General features: G+C 47.9%; 16 protein-coding genes and 1 pseudogene. 10 read left to right on the top strand and 7 right to left on the bottom strand.

What is annotated here, in order from left to right:
- The first annotated feature begins 44 nt into the window (after positions 1 to 44).
- From NY07_RS14325 to NY07_RS14300, 6 genes are all read left to right on the top strand, one after another.
- Positions 45 to 1,340, top strand: a complete 1,296-nt coding sequence (locus tag NY07_RS14325) for a DEAD/DEAH box helicase (RefSeq protein ID WP_033540048.1) — start codon at positions 45 to 47, stop codon at positions 1,338 to 1,340.
- A gap of 42 nt (positions 1,341 to 1,382) precedes the next feature.
- Positions 1,383 to 1,853, top strand: coding sequence for a dual specificity protein phosphatase family protein (locus NY07_RS14320; protein ID WP_033540047.1), 471 nt, complete (start codon positions 1,383 to 1,385; stop codon positions 1,851 to 1,853).
- 185 nt (positions 1,854 to 2,038) lie between these two features.
- Positions 2,039 to 3,430: a phospholipase D family protein gene (locus NY07_RS14315; RefSeq protein WP_235363941.1), complete on the top strand. Its 1,392-nt coding sequence runs from the start codon at positions 2,039 to 2,041 to the stop codon at positions 3,428 to 3,430.
- 94 nt (positions 3,431 to 3,524) lie between these two features.
- Entirely contained in the window at positions 3,525 to 4,418 is an 894-nt protein-coding gene (locus NY07_RS14310; protein ID WP_033540045.1) for a chemotaxis protein CheV, read from the top strand.
- A gap of 300 nt (positions 4,419 to 4,718) precedes the next feature.
- Positions 4,719 to 5,936, top strand: coding sequence for a serine/threonine transporter SstT (gene sstT, locus NY07_RS14305; protein WP_033540044.1), 1,218 nt, complete (start codon positions 4,719 to 4,721; stop codon positions 5,934 to 5,936).
- A 322-nt stretch (positions 5,937 to 6,258) separates the two neighbouring features.
- Positions 6,259 to 6,663: a hypothetical protein gene (locus NY07_RS14300; protein ID WP_033540043.1), complete on the top strand. Its 405-nt coding sequence runs from the start codon at positions 6,259 to 6,261 to the stop codon at positions 6,661 to 6,663.
- Positions 6,664 to 6,719: 56 nt separating this feature from the next.
- On the opposite strand, the gene NY07_RS14295 is transcribed toward NY07_RS14300, so the two are convergent.
- Positions 6,720 to 7,373, bottom strand: coding sequence for an RluA family pseudouridine synthase (locus NY07_RS14295; RefSeq protein ID WP_033540042.1), 654 nt, complete (start codon positions 7,371 to 7,373; stop codon positions 6,720 to 6,722).
- Between the two features lie 210 nt (positions 7,374 to 7,583).
- On the opposite strand from NY07_RS14295, the gene NY07_RS14290 reads away from it, so the two are divergent.
- Positions 7,584 to 8,513, top strand: a complete 930-nt coding sequence (locus NY07_RS14290; protein WP_033540041.1) for a M14 family metallopeptidase — start codon at positions 7,584 to 7,586, stop codon at positions 8,511 to 8,513.
- A gap of 25 nt (positions 8,514 to 8,538) precedes the next feature.
- On the opposite strand, the gene NY07_RS14285 is transcribed toward NY07_RS14290, so the two are convergent.
- Positions 8,539 to 9,189: a LysE family translocator gene (locus NY07_RS14285; RefSeq protein ID WP_033540040.1), complete on the bottom strand. Its 651-nt coding sequence runs from the start codon at positions 9,187 to 9,189 to the stop codon at positions 8,539 to 8,541.
- 96 nt (positions 9,190 to 9,285) lie between these two features.
- A complete protein-coding gene (locus NY07_RS14280) occupies positions 9,286 to 10,065 on the bottom strand; it encodes an AraC family transcriptional regulator (protein ID WP_052125754.1) in 780 nt (259 codons plus the stop codon).
- Positions 10,066 to 10,311: 246 nt separating this feature from the next.
- On the opposite strand from NY07_RS14280, the gene nadE reads away from it, so the two are divergent.
- Complete coding sequence (nadE, locus tag NY07_RS14275; RefSeq protein ID WP_033540038.1) at positions 10,312 to 11,145, top strand: ammonia-dependent NAD(+) synthetase; 834 nt, start codon at positions 10,312 to 10,314, stop codon at positions 11,143 to 11,145.
- A 108-nt stretch (positions 11,146 to 11,253) separates the two neighbouring features.
- On the opposite strand, the gene NY07_RS14270 is transcribed toward nadE, so the two are convergent.
- Positions 11,254 to 11,712: a DUF6942 family protein gene (locus NY07_RS14270; protein ID WP_052125737.1), complete on the bottom strand. Its 459-nt coding sequence runs from the start codon at positions 11,710 to 11,712 to the stop codon at positions 11,254 to 11,256.
- A gap of 91 nt (positions 11,713 to 11,803) precedes the next feature.
- Here NY07_RS14270 and NY07_RS14265 point away from each other — a divergent pair, with 91 nt between their 5' ends.
- Positions 11,804 to 13,288: an alpha/beta hydrolase gene (locus NY07_RS14265; protein ID WP_033540036.1), complete on the top strand. Its 1,485-nt coding sequence runs from the start codon at positions 11,804 to 11,806 to the stop codon at positions 13,286 to 13,288.
- A 40-nt stretch (positions 13,289 to 13,328) separates the two neighbouring features.
- Here NY07_RS14265 and NY07_RS14260 read toward each other — a convergent pair whose 3' ends face one another.
- Positions 13,329 to 15,509 carry a sensor domain-containing diguanylate cyclase gene (locus NY07_RS14260; RefSeq protein WP_052125732.1) on the bottom strand — a complete coding sequence of 727 codons (2,181 nt, stop codon included), beginning with the start codon at positions 15,507 to 15,509 and terminating at the stop codon, positions 13,329 to 13,331.
- Positions 15,510 to 15,808: 299 nt separating this feature from the next.
- Here NY07_RS14260 and NY07_RS14255 point away from each other — a divergent pair, with 299 nt between their 5' ends.
- Positions 15,809 to 17,296 carry a hypothetical protein gene (locus NY07_RS14255; protein ID WP_140946911.1) on the top strand — a complete coding sequence of 496 codons (1,488 nt, stop codon included), beginning with the start codon at positions 15,809 to 15,811 and terminating at the stop codon, positions 17,294 to 17,296.
- Between the two features lie 504 nt (positions 17,297 to 17,800).
- On the opposite strand, the gene NY07_RS14250 is transcribed toward NY07_RS14255, so the two are convergent.
- Both NY07_RS14250 and NY07_RS14245 read right to left on the bottom strand, forming a co-directional pair.
- Complete coding sequence (locus NY07_RS14250) at positions 17,801 to 17,989, bottom strand: dsDNA nuclease domain-containing protein (RefSeq protein ID WP_033540033.1); 189 nt, start codon at positions 17,987 to 17,989, stop codon at positions 17,801 to 17,803.
- Positions 17,990 to 18,329: 340 nt separating this feature from the next.
- Positions 18,330 to 19,376 (bottom strand): annotated as a pseudogene (locus NY07_RS14245) (Y-family DNA polymerase); the annotation flags it as partial.
- Between the last annotated feature and the right edge of the window lie 319 nt (positions 19,377 to 19,695).

Here is a 19,695-nt window from a genome sequence, read left to right as displayed (position 1 = left end):
GTACAATAGTCGGCTGTATTTTGTATTGGTAGCTTACTTTTATCATGACCCCATCCGCTCCTTCAGAACTGCCCGTGTCGACGGTTGAATTTAGCCAGTTGAATTTGGTTAAGGCATTACAAGCCAGGCTGAATCACCTTGGCTATCAAAAGGCCACGCCCATTCAGGCCAAGGCGATCCCCGCCATCCTAGCCGGACGTGATCTGTTGGCCGGCGCTAAGACGGGGTCGGGTAAGACGGCGGCTTTTGCCTTACCTTTATTGCAAAAACTGGCGGGGCAACGGGCTAGCGGCGGTAATCATGTCAGTGGTTTGGTGTTGGTGCCGACCCGTGAATTAGCCCAGCAGGTGGCTGACAGTTTTATCAGCTACGGCGGAGAACTGGCTCCCCGGGCGAAAGTGGTCGCCGTTTTTGGTGGCGTTTCTATCAATACCCAGATGCTGGCGCTGCGCGGCGGCACAGATATTTTGGTGGCGACTCCTGGTCGTCTGTTGGATCTTGTCTCTAGCAATGCGGTTAACTTATCGCAGCTTAAGGCCCTGGTGCTTGATGAAGCCGACCGTATGCTCAACCTGGGTTTTACTGAAGAACTCGCCGAGATCCTAAAGCTTTTACCTAAGCAGAAACAGACACTGCTGTTTTCGGCGACCTTTCCTGAAGAGGTGCGAGAACTGACCAGCGCACTGTTGGTCGATCCTGAGGTGATTGAACTGCAAGATGAAGAGCGCGCCGATATTATCCAGCGCGTCTATACGGTCAATCGTAGCAGTAAGACGGCATTGCTGGCCGAACTGATTAAGACTCGTGAGTGGCGTCAGGTATTGGTGTTTGCCAGTGCCAAGCGTAGCTGTGATCACCTGGCGCAGAAACTGGCCAAGCGCGGCATTAGCGCGCAAGTCTTCCATGGCGATAAGGCCCAGGGTACCCGAAGCCGTGTACTTGAGGATTTCAAAAGCGGAGAGACAACCGTGCTGATCGCTACAGACATAGCGGCGCGCGGCATCGATATCGACAAGTTACCTGTGGTGATTAACTTTGAGCTGCCACGTAGCCCCGCAGATTACATGCATCGCATTGGGCGAAGTGGCCGCGCAGGGGAGCAGGGGGAAGCCATTTCGCTGATCAGCCACGATGAATATCATCATTTTTCAGTAATAGAAAAGAAAAATAAGCTACGTCTGCCAAGAGAGCAGTATGCTGGTTTCGAGGCCGACGACGAAGCGCCGCAAGATTGTCCATCACGCCAAGGGAAACCTGTGGCAAAGCCCGCCGGAACCGGTAAAAAAAAGCGTAAAAAGTTACCAAAGATCAATGACGGGATCTGGAAGAATCCGTCATAGTATGCGGCGTTTAATGGCAGATATTGAGAAAAAGTAGGGCGTATGCAGCAGCTGTTTTGGTTAGTAGAAGGCGTGATTGCCGGTCGTTGTGGCCCGAATTTGATCCAGTGGGATCTCGGGCAGCTTAAGGCTGAGGGGATCGATGCGATTTTATCGGTTAACCAGGGGGAACTCTGTGATCCCGATGAGATGGCTAGGCTGGACCTTCGCTACGCCTGCATTCCTCTATCGGAGAATATTCCACCTCAAGAGGGCGACCAGGCGCTATGTGTGGCCCAGTTGCCCAAGGCTCTGGCCTTTATCCGCGAGTGTGAGGCTCAAGGCTTAACGGTTATGATCCACTGCCGCTCAGGCAAAGACAGAACCGGCCTACTGATGGCCTATTATCTGATGGAAAATGGCGCGGCACCTTTGCACGCGGTAAGTCAGGTTCGAGCCGTACGCGATATCGCCTTTAGTTCCGACGGGTGGGATCAATTTGTTTATGATGTTTTATATGCTTTACAGGCGTGATACTAATACCTATGTTATAGCCTAGGCGCTGATATCAAAAGGTTTTACAGGACGTTATGAAATTCTCAATGGTAAAAAATAGCCTGGTTTTATTCTTTATATTGGCAATGTCTGCTTGTAGCAGCTTGCCACCTCCCCATCCGGTAACACCGAGTTATAAACTTGAGACGCCAGATAATTCCCCGATGACGCGATATCTGACCGATGATTTGTCGGCGCATCCAGGTAAAACCGGTATCTTACCTCTCTCCTCTGGTGTCAATGCCTTTGCTGCGCGTCTTGCCATCGTCAAGTCTGCGCGTACCAGTATCGATCTGCAATATTATATCTACCATAACGATGAGACCGGCCGCTTGTTGAGCTGGTATCTGATAGATGCCGCCGAACGCGGGGTGCGGGTGCGGGTGCTGCTCGATGATCTCACCACTAAAACCTTGGACGATGCCCTGATCCTGTTGGCGAGTCATCCTAATATCGAGATCCGTTTGTTTAACCCGTCCTATGAGCGCACCTTCAGAAGTGTGGCGATGTTGACTGGATTTTCACGCCTTAATCATAGGATGCACAATAAATCGCTCACCGTAGATAATCAGATCACCATTGTCGGCGGGCGCAATATAGGAAATGAGTATTTTTCCAAGAACAGCGATGTAGACTTCGGCGACTTTGATCTTTTGACCATAGGCGCCGTGGTGGACCAGGTATCGGATCAATTTGATCTGTATTGGAATAGCGATCAGGTGGAGAGTATTACGAATCTGGTGCCAGCGGCGACCAGCGAAATGCATCAGGCCGCAGCTAAAGCCATGGCCACAAATAAGCAAAATTTTGTTCACGATGAGTACCTTGAGCGACTCGAATTCAGCGAACTTGTAAAACAGATCACCCAAAAAGGGATTCCCTGGTATTGGGGGGATGCCGAGCTGATTTTTGATCCACCCCAGAAGGCAAATAGCGAGTCTAAACAAGAATGGCTGCTCTCTGATCTTGGTGAGTTTCTTGCTCAGGCGAGAAAAGAGGTATTGATTGTATCACCCTATTTTGTGCCAACCGATTCAGGCACTCAGGCGTTGATTAATGCCGCTAAGCGAGGTATCGCGATCACAGTCGTCACTAACAGTTTAGCGGCCACAGATGTACTGGCGGTGCATGCAGGCTACAAACAGTATCGTCAGCGTCTGCTGGAAAATGGTATCGCCTTGTATGAGGTAAAAGTTGATATCAATCGCCGTCCCAGTGCCTGGAAAGGCAGTTCGCGCACGAGTCTGCACGCCAAAACCTTTATTTTGGACCAAAAGTCGGTGTTTGTTGGCTCTTTTAATTTCGACCCGAGATCGGCTTGGATTAACACAGAGATGGGGTTGATAGTCGAGCAGAGCGAGTTTGCTCGCGAAGTGGTTTCCTCTATCGAGCAATCCCTTAAGCGCAGCAGCTATCGTTTAGCCCTGCAGGGGGATGAGTTCATCTGGCACGATGATTTTGACGGTAAGATCTATTACGCCGATCCCGATGCCAGTTTCTGGCGCCGTTTTATGGCAGACTTCATCGGTCTATTGCCGATAGAATCTCAATTGTAGAGATAAATTATCAAGCCTTGAGCATCGTCAATTTAATCAGGCTGTGCTAGGGTTAAACTCATCGATAAATAAACATAAGAATGTCGGTAAGATTATGAAAAGTAAGGCGAGCCAATCTCAAGGGTTGCTGTTGTTCCGCTTGTCGCACACTCAGCTATTTGCCCTGGGAACCTTGAAAATTCGTGAACTGGTTCCCTATACCAATCTCAGCGCCATTCCCCAATCCCATCCCGCCATTCTTGGCGCTGCGACCGTGCGGGGCCATACTATTCCCATTATCGATATGGCCGCTGCAGTGGGCTATGCGCCAATCACCCAAGAAGAGCGTGCCAACGCTTATATCATCATTACCGATTGCCAACGCATGGTGATGGGGTTTCTGGTGCGTAGTATAGATAAGATCATTGAGTGCAATTGGCGCGATATTGAATCGCCGCCAGAGAACTTGGGCAAGAGTGCTTTTCTAACGGGGGTGACACGTGTCGATGATAAGTTGGTGCAGCTCTTGGATGTTGAGCTGCTATTGTCAAAGATATTTCCTGCCAATCCCGCAGCCCAGCGCGCTATCTTAACCGACGTGCAGCGAGAGATCTTAAAGCCGCTGAATATTCTGCTGGTGGATGATTCTATGGTGGCTCGCAAACAACTTAGCGATGCGCTGGACAGCATCAATATCCCTTATCTGGTCACGTCAGATGGCCGCGAAGCCCTCTTTATCATGGAACATGCTGCCCAGGAAGGTCGTCCGGTAGATCTCTTGGTGAGCGATATCGAGATGCCAGGCCTTGACGGTTACGAGCTGGCGTTCGAGGTGAAGAACACTCCAGCCTTAGCCGATGCCTATATTATTTTGCATACCTCTCTCTCTAGCGAGATCAGCGTGAGCCAGGCCCATCAGGTGGGCGCAAATGAAGCCCTGACCAAGTTCGATGCCCATGAGTTGGTCGAGGCGATGCTCAGAGGGGCGAAGCGGCATCAAGCAGAGTAAAGATTAGATTTTTGTTATGTTTATGATGCTAATGGGTAATATCTAAAACGAAATCACGTCGATTGCTAGACAAGGGAAGGGAGTTTCTATAAAACACAGGATGAAGGAAGTTTAACCTTGCGCTGGCCCTGTGTTTGAAAGTGTGTCTTCGCTCGATTGCGCTCTCGTCTGGCTTGCATCGCAGGCTGATGAGCGGTAATTGAGAATACAAATATGATAATGAAGACTGTTCATCTCGGCAAACACTGGCTGTGATCAGCAAGCGTTAAAACACAATTAATTATAATGACAGGTCAATCAATGAATCAAAATCGTTCTTTATTTGCCAAATTGGCAGATGGCAGTTTAGTACTGCAAATTATCTTGGGGATTATTGCCGGTGTGGTGCTTGCGAGTATGTCACCTTCATCGGCGCAAAGTGTCGCTTTCCTTGGTGATCTGTTTGTCGGCGCGTTAAAAGCGATTGCTCCTATTTTGGTTTTTGTTCTGGTGGCGGCATCGATTGCTAATCAGAAGAAGAACACTAAAACCAATATGCGGCCTATTGTCGTCCTTTATCTGTTCGGCACATTTGCCGCCGCCATTACCGCCGTTACCATGAGTTTCCTTTTTCCGACCACGCTGGTACTAGTGAGCGGTGCCCAAGGGGCAACCCCGCCGGAGGGGATTGGGGAAGTACTCAATACCTTGATGTTTAAAGTGGTCGATAATCCAGTTAACGCCCTGATGACAGGGAACTATATTGGTATTTTGGCTTGGGGTGTCGGTTTAGGTATTGCGCTGCACCACGCCTCTGAAACCACTAAGACAGTATTTGCCGACGTCAGCCATGGCGTGTCGCAAATGGTACGCTTCGTGATCCGTTTGGCACCTATCGGTATCTTTGGCCTAGTGTCGAACACCTTTGCCGCAACAGGCTTTGAAGCTATTGCCGGTTACGCTCAACTGCTTGGCGTGCTCCTAGGTTCTATGTTGATTATCGCCCTGATCGTTAATCCACTTATCGTGTGGTTTAAGATCCGTCGTAACCCCTATCCGTTAGTGTTTACCTGCTTACGAGAGAGTGGCGTGACCGCCTTCTTTACTCGTTCAAGCGCGGCGAATATACCAGTCAACATGGCCCTGTGTGAGAAGTTAGATCTGCATGAAGATACCTATTCGGTATCAATTCCGCTGGGAGCAACCATTAACATGGCGGGCGCTGCGATCACTATCACAGTGCTGACACTGGCTGCCGTGCATACCGAAGGGGTCCAGGTGGATATTCTGACTGCGATTCTATTAAGTGTTGTTGCGGCGGTATCGGCGTGCGGCGCGTCTGGTGTGGCCGGTGGCTCGTTACTGCTGATCCCCCTGGCTTGTAGCTTGTTCGGCATCTCAAATGATGTCGCTATGCAAGTGGTTGCCGTTGGTTTCATCATAGGTGTGATTCAAGACTCTGCAGAGACGGCACTCAACAGTTCAACCGATGTGCTCTTTACCGCATCGGCCTGCGAGGCGGCAGAAAAACAGGTCTAAGGGATCTGAATCGAAAGACCCAATTGTAGAAAGGAGCCTCGGGCTCCTTTTTTTATGGCGGGTATCCTGCCGCCCAGGTGAATAAACCGATTTGCCACTTCATTGTTCGCTTGTAATATCTTTTCCGCCTAGCGTCTTGAAAAAAATTTGTATTACACTTTACTTAAATAATGCATCAAAAGTGATTTAGATCGCGTTTTTATTTCGCTCCTGGGGTACAATTTCACATAAAGGGACAAGATAATACGGTTTAACTTGTTGGTTTAAGATGACTTTTGTTTACAGTTTTGCAACATTTGCGGGTGTTAGAGGTTAAATAAATATGAGATCTGAGCTTAGGGTAATGTTAGACAAAACCTGCGCAAGTGGTTCGCAGTCATTACTTCAAGTTATCGAAATGTCGGTTGTTGAAAAGCGCAAGCGGTTAAATTGGCAGGAGCAAGATATGGATACACGCGAAATTATCGGCCAGTGGATAGATGAACGCCCCTCGTTGGGCGACAAGATCACGCTTTACCGTCAGGGCGATAAGCTGTTTTTAGAGACCTGGTACAACGACGGTTGCCATAGCCTAGATGAGATGCAGGCGACTCAGTTGGAACATGGGTTAAAGCTTGAAGACTTAGGTGGCAATCTATTTGGCGAGTATTTCCTGCTGTCGAAAGATCATAACCTGCAGTTTTGCAATAGCGACGAATGTTTCTATACCGCTAAACGAGCGGCATAAATCGTTAAAAGGCGCCAGAGGGCGCCTTTTTTACACTGTCTAAACCTGCCATTGACTTAGAAGGGGTGACGGCTATAGAAGCTGAGTCGCTTCTGTTTATAGGGGTGGGTAATTCCCAGGTGCTCCGCGTGTAGATGCAGACGTGGCGCGGCTGCGATCACCGTCTCATCGCCATAGAAATCATCCCCTAGTATGGTGTGTCCCAGTGCTTTCATATGCAGTCTGAGCTGATGTGTGCGGCCCGTGATCGGCTTGAGCTTCACTAAGGTACTATTGCTGCGCCGCTCTAACACTTCAAAATAGGTGGTGGCCGGTTTGCCATCTTCGGCGATCTTTTGTAGCGGTGGCTGCTCACTATCTGCCTTCATTGCCAGCGTGATTTTGCCGCTATCCTGGACCATGATGCCCTGAACCTCTGCCACATAATATTTCTCTGTCGTCCGATTTTGAAACTGGGTCTTGAGATTAGACTCGGCTTTCTTGTTGAGGGCAAACACCATGATCCCCGAGGTCGCGCAGTCTAATCTGTGTACTAAGATGGCTTCGGGAAAGCGCTGTAACAGACGGTTGATGGCACAATCATGAGTTTCCTCGGCGCGGCCAGGATTAGACAATAGGCCTGATGGCTTATTGAGTATGACGATGTCACGATCCTGATAACGTATATCGAGCCAGGGAATGGCCGGGGGTTGGTAGCTAAAAATTTTCATGGTTTCTCCTCGGCGGCGATCCTAACAAAGATTGCCCGCCGTGCCTATCCCGCTAGCGTCTTCAAGGCGTTGGCTTTTTATCTGGCCGCGATGATTTTTACTCAAGAGTCTCTATCTTGGGGCAAGTTTGGGTATGATAGGCCAAGGTGTCGTAGTGTTGCTAAGGCCGCGCGGCAGAAACAAATACTAAAAGCACGATGGATAAGCATAATGACAAATAAGCAGGGTTATTGGATTGGTGAGGCGGGGAAGCCGTGGGGCGATGCTGAAAAGCTTAAGTGGCGTGAGGCGCAGCAAAAAAAACGCTCTTACGAACAAGAGGTGCAGGTTAAGTTCAGTCAGGTGAATGAGGTATTTGAAGCCGTGCAGTATGGCGAGCTCAACTATGCTGAGGGGCAATATCCTCTGTTTGGTTTTAAGTCACGTCTTTGGGATGAAAATAAGCCGACAATCTTGGTGACCGGTGGTGTGCATGGCTATGAAACCAGTGGTGTTCAGGGAGCGCTGCGGTTTTTGATCACTAAGGCTGCCGAGTACCGTGAGGATTTTAATATTCTGGTGGCACCCTGCGTTAGCCCATGGGGTTACGAGACCATCAATCGCTGGAATCCCGAGGCGATTGATCCTAACCGCTCTTTTTATGCCGATAGTCCGGCGCAGGAGTCTCGTGCCTTAATGCAATGGGTAGCGGGTTTTGAATTGTCGCTGATGGCCCATATCGATCTGCACGAGACCACTGACACAGATAACAGCGAGTTTCGCCCGGCATTGGCGGCCAGAGACGCCACAGTGCACAGCAACTGGAATATCCCTGACGGTTTTTACTTGGTAGGCGATAGTGAAAACCCGAACGATGAGATGCAGTCGGCCATTATCAAGGCGGTATCTAAAGTGACCCATATCGCACCTGCCGACGAGCAGGGACGCTTGATTGGTGCGCCCATTACCCAGTTCGGGGTGATCAACTATGCGACCAAGGCGTTGGGTCTGTGCAGTGGTTTTAGTGATGCTAAATACAACACCACCACAGAGGTCTATCCTGACAGTCCCCAAGTTGATGATGAAAATTGCATTCAGGCGCAGGTCACGGCTGTCTGCTCGGCGCTGGATTATATCAAAACTCAGCTCGCCAGCGCTTAATCTGCTCACTAAGGCGTCTCGCCCTTTAGCGGGCGAGGGCGCCTAATAGAATCACTCCCGCCACAAAGATAAATAGTAAGCCCGTCATCAGGTTGATCAACGGTGTGGCACGCTTCATCTTGAGCTGCATCTTGGGATGGGACAGCACCAGGGCAATCAGGCTAAACCAGCCCAGAGAGAGGGCAAATATCATTACTGTGGCAGCCACCTTGGTCGCCAGCGTCACTTCAGGGGTGATCAAGGTGGAAAACAAGGTAATAAAAAACACCAGCGCCTTAGGGTTGAGCAGGTTAGTCGAGACCCCTTGTATAAAGCCCTGGGTGGTACCCAGGCCATGTCCTTGAGTGCTCGTGGGGCTGATCTTTTGCTCATCTCGCCAGTGTGCGACGGCGGCGCGCACTGCGCCTATACCCATCCAGCCAAGATAACTGGCGCCAATCAACTGCACCGCCATAAAGAGGGTCGGCGAGCTTTTAATGATAAGGCTAACGCCGGTGAGGCTCAACAATGTGTGCCCTGTGATGGCGACGGCCAGCCCCAATGCGGCTGCGACTGCCGTGCGTCTGTGTTCCTGCGCTGCGAGTTTAACCACCAAGGCGAAATCCGGCCCCGGGCTAGCTAGGGCGACCGTATGTATGATTGCCAGTGAAACCAGTAGCTGTAGTTGTAATTCCATTGTGTGTTTTGACCTTTGGAGATGGGGCTTTATGGCGATACTAGGCCGATTGCGCTTGCCAGGATTGTAAAATATTGCACATCTAGTTTCACAGACCTAAGCCGTGACCAGTTTTTGAAAATGTGCCGGTGTGGTTAAAAATGCCCGCTTAAAGGCCTTGTTGAAATGGCTCTGATCGAAGAAGCCCAGTTCATAGGCTGTGCTGATCGCACTGTCGCCGCGCATCAGCGCCTTCTTGGCATATTCCAGTCTGAGGCGTTTAAGATAGGCATGGGGCGTCATGCCGGTGGCCGCCTTGAATTGACGCAGAAACTGAAACTTACTCAGCCCAACAGAGAGTGCCAACTGCTCAAGATCGAACTCCTGATCCAGTCCTTCATGAAACTGCTGTTTTATCTGCTCAAGTTGCAAGCCGCTTAATTTAGCCCGGTTTCCTGGCAGGTTGTGCAATTGACCATGACGATAAAAGAGTTCGCTGATAAATCCCAGTAGTAAGGTTTCGGCTTCAAGGGCGCTGGTACTTTGCTGGTAATGGGTCAGCTGTCTGTGCAGCTGGATAAAGTAGGTTCTGAGTCTGGCATCGTCTAACAGCGGCGCACTGAAATAGAGCTCGCTCTGGTTTAGGGCGTCGCCTACCTGTTTTACATAGCTGGTGGGTAGGGACATCACTAGGGCTTCATAGCCTGTGTCGGTGATGCTTTGGCCATTGTGGCTCTCGTCTGGGTTGAGTGTGGAGAGGTTGCCTGGCGTCAGGCGGTATTCGCATCCCTTATGGTGATAGCGCTGGCCTCCGCGGCAGACGACACCTATATGATAGTCAAGATGCACATGTTTCTCGAAGGCAAAGTGGGTAAATTGGGCGCGGCTGAGCTCCATCTCTTTTAAGATGCTCGATTGCCAATAATCAATTTTTTCTACCGTGCCAGACAAGATGATTCCACTGTGCTGTTGATTCTCCGGCCAGTGTAGCCTAGCGACTTTTCCTATGACTAGTAAATAATTGCAGGTTCAAGGCGGATTTATCGTTCAAGGCTATGCTTTGGTCGTGAATTTCCCGCTGATTTGGCTCATAATGGACAGCCGAGAATAACGCTGATAATTAACCAAATTGGAGTCGGACCAGTGAAAGGACAGATCATACGTGAAATGAAGGTGCAGCCCCATATTGAAGTGGAATATGAGGTACAAAGACGTGTTGCCTTTATTAAAGCGAAACTCAAAGAGGCACGCGCTACCAGTCTAGTACTTGGGATAAGCGGTGGCGTCGATTCTTCCCTGGCGGGCCGCTTGTGCCAATTGGCCGTGGATGAGCTTAACAGCGAAGGCGAGTTTGAGGGAAGCTATCAGTTTATCGCGGTAAGATTACCTTTTAAGGTTCAAAAAGATGAGGACGAGGCTCAGTTAGCCTGTCAGTTTATCCAGCCCAGCAAACTGGTGACGGTAAACATAGGTGAAGGGGTTGAAGGGATCCACCATCAAACCTTAGCCGGACTAGAGACTGCCGGCGTCATCTCTCATCCTCAAAGCAGTGTCGATTTTGTTAAAGGCAATGTGAAAGCCAGAATGCGTATGATTGCCCAGTATGAGATCGCGGGTCTCACCGGTGGCCTGGTGGTGGGGACTGACCATAGCGCCGAGAATATCACTGGCTTTTATACCAAGTGGGGAGATGGTGCCTGCGATCTTGCGCCCCTATTTGGTCTGAGTAAACGTCAGGTGCGTCAGCTGGCGGCTTCGCTGGGCGCGCCAGCTATCTTGGTGGATAAGGCGCCTACGGCGGATCTTGAGTGTGACCAACCCCAGCTAGAAGACGAAGTTGCCCTGGGACTAACCTATGATCAGATTGATGACTTTCTTGAGGGTAAGCCTGTGGATGCCGCCGTCGAGGCGCGGCTGATCGCCATCTATAATGCAACCCAGCATAAGCGTAAGCCTATCCCGACCCTGTATGATTGATAGGGAATATGATTGCTAGGGAATATCATTGATAGAGATTAAGCAGATTAAAGGCGCCAATGGCGCCTTTTTTACTTTTACTCTCTGGTTAGACGAAGCAAGATAGCGCTAGTCAGATTGAGTCAGTTGTTGACGCAGCGACTCAATCAAGACATTTGGGCACTGGCGATAATCCAGATAGGGCAGGCAGTATACCTGACCGGCGGTTAGGCTCTGGTGCGAAAACTGCTGCGGCTGCGTAAGGGGCTTAAGCCCTAGGGCGATAGCGCTTTGTTGTCCGCAGATAAAATGCTCGCTGGCGTAGGGGCTTAGCTGCGCTGCGCCAAAACGTATCTGTTCATTGTGTTTGAGTAACAGATTCAAGTAGGGGCGCCACTGGGGGCCAGGTGCACAGATCTTGGCCATGATCACTAAGATCTTGCGCCAATGGTTGCCATTGAGAGCGATAAGACTGTCCAGGCTACCAGTCTGCTCACATTGCCAATCGGGTGGCAGTGCGGGGGGATTGGGCAGGTAAAAGCAGCGCTTGGCCTTAGGCTGCCCTAAAGTGTTCACATTGTGAGGCATATTACTCATTCCTTGGCGTTTGGGGCTGGAGTTTACGCAATAAAGCCGTGTATGTTAATGGGTAACGCAAAAGGAGCCGCGGTTTTTCATTATGAAGACATTTCTTATTCATTCGACCAAACATCTTACTATTGCTATCACTTATGCCTGTGTAGGTATCGTCAGTGCAGCGCTGGCGTTTGGGATCTGGTTTTTAAATGCCCGTCCAGATCTCTCGTTATGGCATATCACCCACCTTGAACATCAATTTCGCCTGGACAAGCAGGTACAAGATTTTCGCGAGTACCTATCCCTTGAGGCCAAGCTGTTTGACGAGGTGGAACGTAAGGTTTATCACAAGACCCAGAACTGGGTGGATCAACCTCTCAATCGCTATGTGCATGGTAGTTATGCCGATCCCGATAATTGGTTAACGGCATGGAATCGCAGTTATGAGTGGCCAAATGCCAAGGCAGAGTTTGGTGTCTTGTTGTTGCATGGCATGTCAGACTCCCCCTACGCCTTGTCTCATTTCGCGACTCATTTCAAATCAAGCGCTCACCTAGTGGGGCTGAGATTACCCGGTCATGGCACCATCCCCTCGGGATTGGTGGATCTCACCTGGCAAGAGATGGCGAAGGCGGTCTCTTTGGCTACAGAGCACCTTAAGGCGCAATTAGGCGATAAGCCAATTTATGTGGTGGCGTTTTCAACCGGGGCGGCGCTTGCATTAAACCATGAACTCGTGGCGCTAAAGCGCGGCGACGATACCAGTTATCGGGGGATGATTTTTCTTTCGCCTGCTATCGGTCTGTCACCTGTGGCTGCAGCTGCCAAGTGGCAAGACAAGTTAGGGCAGTTGCTGGGGCTGGAGAAACTCAGCTGGAACTCTATCTTGACCGAATATGATCCATTCAAGTACAACTCCTTTGCAGTGAATGCTGGAGATGTGGTGTACCAGTTAGCCGAGCATAATCAGCGTCTAATGGATGGACTCTCGCCAGAGGTTTTGGCTCAGCTCGGCAGTGTTCTCACCTTCCAGTCTGTCGCCGACAGCACGGTATCGACCCCCGCAGTGGTAAGAGATCTCTATCAACGTTTGCCGGTAAAAGATCATCAATTGGTGCTGTTTGATATTAACCGGTTGACGATAAATCAGGCCTTGGTAGTCAAAGACCCCTTAGTTAGTCTGTTGCCTGTATTGCAACCCGATACACCAAGTTTCGATATGACGTTAGTGCAGAACCGGCAAGAGCCTGGGGAATCCAAACGTATTGCCGAAGTTGAGGCTAATCGCTATCGACCCGATCAGGCGGTTGAGCAACTGCCCTTAGGCCTGAGTTGGCCGACAGGTGTTTATTCTCTGTCCCATGTTGCCTTACCTTATCCGGCGACAGATAACTTGTATGGTATTGAGTTTGATAAAGGGATCGACAGGGTACAGATAGGCGCCGCTGCGGCCCGTGGCGAGCGGGGGATCTTAGGTGTGTCACCCGGAGAAATACTCAGGCAGAAGTGGAACCCCTTCTTTCCTTACGTGCTGCAGCGTGTGGACAGCTTTATTGCCGATAGAGAAGCCACCACTGATAATAAATGAGTCAAGGTCTGCACTTCACTCATTGTGAGTGGTCTGTCTATTAAACTTGAAAAGCTTCTATCTGATCGTCGTCCGATAGCAGGGAGCAGACTACACGATTACGGCCGTTCTCTTTAGCTTCATACAGATTGAGATCGGCCATCTTAAACCAGTGGTCAATATCCTTCATATAGCCAGCATTGCTAATCACTGCGCCGATACTGACGGTGAGCGCGATCTCCTGCTCTCCTTGGATAGTTATTTTATGGTTAGCCACCACCTCTTTAAATTGGTTGAGTTGTTGCTCTACCTGAAGGGCGTTGCATTGCGGCAATATAACCAGAAACTCTTCGCCGCCATAGCGGGAGACGATATCTGTATCTCGCTTAAAGAATTGTCGCATCAGTTGTGCCATGGCGATGAGCGCGGTATCGCCCGCCTGATGGCCATAAGTGTCGTTGATCTGCTTAAAGTGGTCGATATCTATGATGCAGAAGGCCAAGGCAGCACAGCTGCGTTTACACAGATCATGTATCGGTTCGAAATGCTGCTCGAGGTAGCGGCGATTAAAGAGCTGGGTCAGTTCGTCTCGCTCGGCCAGAGATTGAAGCTTACGGTTAACCTCTTCAAGTTCTACCGTACGCAGCGTCACTTTCTCCTCTAGTTCCAGTTGGTAGCTTATGAGCTCCTGTTTGCTCTTCTGAATGCTAGTGGAGAGGGCAAAGATCTCCCTTGGCGCTGAATCTAACTGAATCTCATCACTGTGTTCAGCCATGCCCCATTGAATGAATTTCTGGGCGATGGTTTCCAGTGGCTGTGTTAAGCGGCGACTAATCACCTTGATCAACAAGATGGTAATGATAAAGGCTAGAAATAGCACACTGAAGGTAGTCAGGTATTGATGTTCTACCTGTTTTACCAGCGGCGAGAAGGGCATGACCACATAGAGCGACCAGCCGTTCTTTAACACATATTTGGCGTAGGCAAACTCGGGGTTAACGCTGTCGAGTTGGTGAATATTGATCATATTCAGACTGGTACGATAAAGGTGCCCTGAGGTGTTGACCTTAAGCGGAGTTAGGGGGGCCAGCTTGAGTGATTCCGAGGCATAGATCACTAGATTATTCTCATCGGTCAACATCATGGCCTGTTCATTAAATTCGCGATTGCGCTCATCTATGTTGGCAAACTTAGTTAAGTTTAACGAGCCTTCGATAATGCCAATAGGATTAATAGGGTTGTCGTAAGTGTACAGTGGCGCACTAATGGCAACGATAGGATCACTTCCAAATCCTCGCCCGAGAAAGGCCGGTGACACGAAAGTCAGCTGGTTATAGAAGGACTCTTGAAAGTAGTGCCTGTCCATGACGCTGAGGCTCTTATTTGCGATCGCGTCTTTGTCCAGTCGTGAGGTAGGGCTGGCAGCTGAGATCACCCCTTTGTCATCTGCGATAAGCATAGAGATAAAAAATGGATAGCTTTGATGCAGTTTTGATAGTAATCCCTGCCACTCGCCCGGATCGTACTTAGACAGGCTTAACCAACGCGCCGCATTATCGATGGCGTTAATATGGCCATCGATAAAACTTTCGGTCGCTTTCCCTAGATGAGCGGCCGAGTCCTCCAGATTGAGTTTGACATCTTTCTGCTGCTGCTCGATGGCGTTGTTGTTGAAGATCAGCGCCGAGACTAGCAGTGCCAGGGTTAATACCTGGGTAAAGGTGTAGGTGAGCTGAGCATTGAAACTCTTACGTTTTCGATTAACTAACTTGTCTTTAATATGCAGATGGGCCGGTAGCAGGGTTACCACCATGCCCCCCAAAGCTGTGTAAAGTATGCCGTTGATCCCCTGTTTCAGAGTGATAAAACTCATATAGCTATTTGGCAGTTGAAATACTAAGTGGGCATACAGGTAGAAGATGGGCATCCCTAGCAGTAACCAAAAGGTGATGTCTGCGTACAGAGTATAAAACTCCTTTCGCCGCGCATAACCTAGCCAGAGGGCTTCCAAGGGGAAAAGAAGGAACATATGCCAGCTCTCCCAAGCAATGAAGAGACCTGAGGCACATAGCAGGGCGGTGAGCAGGGCATACCAAGGGCCGAGAAAAATGGCCACGATCACGAAGAAGAGGTTGCCCACAACAAGTTGCTGGTTGCCAAACAGAGGGATAGGCGAGAGGTTAACCAGCAGGCCGAGGCCACCCAGCAGCAATGCAAAACCAAGATGATTCTTATTGATCAATGAAGTAATTCCCTATCAAAGCTCTATGGCTACAGCCGCCCATGATGCCATTTAGGCTGTTATAAGCAGTGTAAGTTAATCAATAGATAATTGCTAACCAAATGTTTCTTATCACTCTTTTTGGGTCGCAGGCGGTCGATGTTAGGGGGAGGGGACGTTTATTCTTGCTTATTCAGTGCAGTGGTAAGATGGCAATCAGGTTATCGTAAAGGAGTGAATAATTTTTGATTTGTGACATGTTAGCTATTGATTGATTTTGATTATAATTGGAGCACAAATCGATTTCGCTTGAGGATTCAATGATGCTTAACTCTAGTGTTAAAAGGGATCACCTGCTCTTATTAATTGGCTGTATTGTGGTGCTATTTACAATGCTGGGTTGCAGTAGTAGACAACATCCTGTTGATTATATTCAATCAAATCAACATGTACAGACGGATGAAAAAATAGCGTATCTAACGAGCTTTAGAAGTCTAAGTCGTGGTAATACATCCGCCTATTTGTATTCTAGGGACGATTCTAACGACTATTGTAATACGTTGCTAGATTGTGCGATCTACACCAGAGACTACTCGTTAGCAAAATGGCTACTAGAAAGTCTAGATAACTTTTATGTGCGTAAGTCCATGGGATTATTCGAGAACGATTTAGAGTATTACCCTATAGCCTCCCCTCTGGTACACGATCTCAGTGACGAGGAAGCCAGCCAATTTTTAGCGATGATGTTAGATAAGGGGTTTTCACCAAATCGTTGCTCTCAAAGCATTACCACGCCCCTAATCTTGGCCATTGATAAAGGGTATCTCAAATCGGCTAGAATACTGCTCGAACACAAAGCCAGTTATAGAGTGACGGAGTGTAAATCAACGGTAATTAGTGACGGGATGAACGGGATGAAAACTGTTCAGCGAAGTGTCGAAGGACCGTTAGCCTATGCAATTTTAACGGCAGATGAGACGAATCCGGTTACCTATCAGATGATCACCTTGTTACTCGATTACAAAGAGGATTTTACTCGACCGAGCAACTATCGTTCTATTTGTAACCATGACTATAGTAGTGTGACTCTTTACGCCTATTGTGCAAAGAAGTATCAAGTCGAACAACATATCGCTGATTATTACCGTAACACCGACAGGGTGGATGATCGGAAACGAAATCAGCTTCTGGCCAGTATTAGTGAATATAAAGATCTGTCCAGACGTTCGGCGCAACAAAAACGCCAAGAAATAGCGGCTGCAAAGCAATATGAACAACAAATGAAAGCATTATTAGATGCAGGGGACAGCGATTCAACATTTCGTCCTTATGAGCTTGCGTCCTCGGTAGCCGAACAAATGGGCTCAAACGTTTCATCGTCAAACGTTTCATCGTCAAACGTGAATCTTGCGACAAACAAGAGAACCACAAACTCAAGTTCAATTGATTCGGATACCGCGCGTAATAAGACAATACCTGTTCAAAATGAGGTTTCCAACGCATTGAAAGACGCCTATATCTACGGTGAGGTCAGATGTAACAACATTAAATATGTAGTTGTGACCCAAACGTTTAAAATTGCTTGCAACTCAATGACTAATTGTATCAGCGTCGCAGATCAGCATTACGATCGTATATTCAAAAAAATACGTTCTGAAAACGCGATGATTCGTAAACAAGATGAAAACTTCTGTTCAGTGATCCGTCTGACGCCAGTGCGGAGTAAGTCAATTAGTGAAAACATCAGGTCTGGACGAATAAAACGTGATCAAGCGGGTGGCGTAGATGTGGAATATTATACTTATTAAGTTCGTGGATTAGTTTTTAATTCAAAATTGGGAGCAGGTTTGCTCCCTGAGATAATGCTTTTGGGGAGTGGACTGGCCCCTCGGCTTTACTGTGATTAAGGCATTACTCATATATCTTTGCTGTTAAAGTTCAAGAAAAGGTAATTTATCGGTTTCAATAATCCCTCTCAATCCTATAGAAGAGAAGCATCTGCAGAGAATGTGGGGGCTACTACAAAGAGAGTGAATAAGCATCTACAAGGCCCACATCATTACAAAAAGTAATCGAAAGGACACCAGATTTAATGCGGATTTTCGTCGTAGGTTTGACCATGTTTGAATTACCAACAATAAGTCATTAGACACAAAAAAGCCTGTAACTCATTAAGAACTACAGGCTTTTTTGATTAATAATTTGGTCGGTATGAGAGGATTCGAACCTCCGACCCCTGACACCCCATGACAGTGCGTGATTTAATTGTAAGATATTGATTATCAAGTATTAATCTTGATTTTGATGTGTCTTTATACAGCGGTAATTTGTGTTCTTTTACCATAATGATATTCGAAGATAAACACATAGTTCTTGTCATCTAGTTCATATTCCAGCATTTGAGACAATGCCCAGCAAGTTTGATAATCAAACCCACGTTGAGCAATCTCACCGCCTCTTTCATACTGCGGGATACAAATCAAAGCTTCAGCTAATCCCATATATTCCCTTACGTTTGGTTTACTGGACTTACGTAATCACATTATTTATTCGATAGACTGCAAATAATAGCATTCAATCGAACGAATAGGTAATGAATTCTGATGGTTAAGAATGTGTGAGCTGCAACATCGAAACAGGGAAACTAAATAATTGACTTTGTCCATACCCAAATTAATTCATGTCTTGCTAATTTACATGAGTGCTTAACAAATTTTTATTCAACTTCTAGTTATGTCTTTCAGTAGTAATAGATCCAAATTTAGGCAAAGCTTCTACTTCAAGAAAGCCATTTACGTATGCCGTGCAGATAACATTGTTTCCTTTTATTAGCTGTGGCGTCTAACACTTAATCCGAGGAATGTCTGACCACTGTGTCGTATATTGCGGTGTTAGCAAGTCTCGCTTCATTTGCCATTTCGGTGCTACGCCTTGGCCAGCAACAAAAAGTGAGTCAGTTCCATAGCGCGCATTGATACAATCAAGCACCTTCATTAGAGTCGGACTCTTAGGTTGATTGAATAAATCTTGTTGGAAGTGCTTTTCGCTACATAGCTCAACCAGACCTACGCCGACTTTGTAGTAACGTACCCCTGGTTGAAATCTAAGGCTACTGTAATGCACAGCTGTTTCTATCAATTCGCATGTGTCATTCGTCGGTATCTCAAGAGGGAGCGTGATTTTAAATCCTGTTGGACGATCATCAAACGGTGAGTTACTCGCAAAGACAAGCAGCGTTTTGCAAAGGGAGCCTTGTTGCCTTGCTTTAGCTGCTGCGATGGCGACGTGTTTGGTGATAGCTTGGAGTAGGGATGTTTTATCAGAAATACGGTTACCCATACTCCTCGTTGAAAATATCTGCTTTTTATCAGCCCTTGCTGCATCCCAACCTTTGCATGGAATGCCATTAAGTTCTCTTACTGTGCGCTCGAGCTCAATACTAAATTGCTGACGTGCAACACTCGGTTCCATTTGGGAGAGCGCTAGTGCTGTGTTCACTTTCATGGCCTCAAGCCGTTTGGCGATACGCTTACCAACCCCCCAAACGTCCTTAGTCTCCATTTGCTCAAGAATATAACTGCGCTCCTCATCTGTGGTGATAGCACAAACGCCAGCGTAGCCTGGTAGGTGTTTAGCCGCATGGTTTGCTACTTTGGCTAGTGTGAGTGTCTCTCCTATACCTACACACACCGGCAACCTTGCTTCTTTCCATACGGCTCTGCGGATTTTACGGCCGTGAGATATTAGACAGGGGATAGCCGGGTAAACGTTTCTGAAAGATAGAAATGACTCATCAATACTATAAATGTGTTGTTCTGGTGCAAACCGCCCAATGATTTCCATCATGGCTGCAGAAAGAGAGCCGTATAACTCATACAGTTGGCTAATAATTCCTGCTAAAAATAGGCGAGTAAGTGATCATCCTTTCTGCTACATGGGTTGCTGGCGTCTAACGCCTGAAAAATCACTAAACCCAATCTGCTGTCTATTTTTTAGTGGGGATTCATCTATGTGTCTAATTTTTTATCCAATTTAATCGCTAAGGAATTAATAATTTGATTACCGAGGAAGACTGATAGACAAATTGCCTAGGGACAATCTTCACTCGACACAAACAGGTTCAAGTGACTCGGTGATCACACCTCTGCCTGTTGCTTCCTGGCTCACTTTTGGACAAATGTGTTTTAGCTTTAGGAAATGTTTTGTT

The organism is Shewanella sp. ECSMB14101 (assembly GCF_000773485.1).
Classification (GTDB): domain Bacteria; phylum Pseudomonadota; class Gammaproteobacteria; order Enterobacterales; family Shewanellaceae; genus Shewanella; species Shewanella marisflavi.
The sequence above is the reverse complement of the archived record's forward strand: the minus strand, read 5'-3'. Positions and strand labels throughout refer to the sequence as shown.

Bases quoted from the DNA above. Each gene is read 5' to 3' on its own strand.
- NY07_RS14280 (WP_052125754.1), bottom strand. From the start codon at position 10,065: ATGGAGCTCAGCCGCGCCCAATTTACCCACTTTGCCTTCGAGAAACAT.
- NY07_RS14295 (WP_033540042.1), bottom strand. From the start codon at position 7,373: ATGAAAATTTTTAGCTACCAACCCCCGGCCATTCCCTGGCTCGATATA.
- NY07_RS14320 (WP_033540047.1), top strand. From the start codon at position 1,383: ATGCAGCAGCTGTTTTGGTTAGTAGAAGGCGTGATTGCCGGTCGTTGT.
- NY07_RS14300 (WP_033540043.1), top strand. From the start codon at position 6,259: ATGAGATCTGAGCTTAGGGTAATGTTAGACAAAACCTGCGCAAGTGGT.
- NY07_RS14315 (WP_235363941.1), top strand. From the start codon at position 2,039: ATGACGCGATATCTGACCGATGATTTGTCGGCGCATCCAGGTAAAACC.
- NY07_RS14270 (WP_052125737.1), bottom strand. From the start codon at position 11,712: ATGCCTCACAATGTGAACACTTTAGGGCAGCCTAAGGCCAAGCGCTGC.
- NY07_RS14290 (WP_033540041.1), top strand. From the start codon at position 7,584: ATGACAAATAAGCAGGGTTATTGGATTGGTGAGGCGGGGAAGCCGTGG.
- sstT (WP_033540044.1), top strand. From the start codon at position 4,719: ATGAATCAAAATCGTTCTTTATTTGCCAAATTGGCAGATGGCAGTTTA.
- NY07_RS14285 (WP_033540040.1), bottom strand. From the start codon at position 9,189: ATGGAATTACAACTACAGCTACTGGTTTCACTGGCAATCATACATACG.
- NY07_RS14265 (WP_033540036.1), top strand. From the start codon at position 11,804: ATGAAGACATTTCTTATTCATTCGACCAAACATCTTACTATTGCTATC.
- NY07_RS14250 (WP_033540033.1), bottom strand. From the start codon at position 17,989: ATGGGATTAGCTGAAGCTTTGATTTGTATCCCGCAGTATGAAAGAGGC.
- NY07_RS14310 (WP_033540045.1), top strand. From the start codon at position 3,525: ATGAAAAGTAAGGCGAGCCAATCTCAAGGGTTGCTGTTGTTCCGCTTG.
- NY07_RS14325 (WP_033540048.1), top strand. From the start codon at position 45: ATGACCCCATCCGCTCCTTCAGAACTGCCCGTGTCGACGGTTGAATTT.
- NY07_RS14255 (WP_140946911.1), top strand. From the start codon at position 15,809: ATGATGCTTAACTCTAGTGTTAAAAGGGATCACCTGCTCTTATTAATT.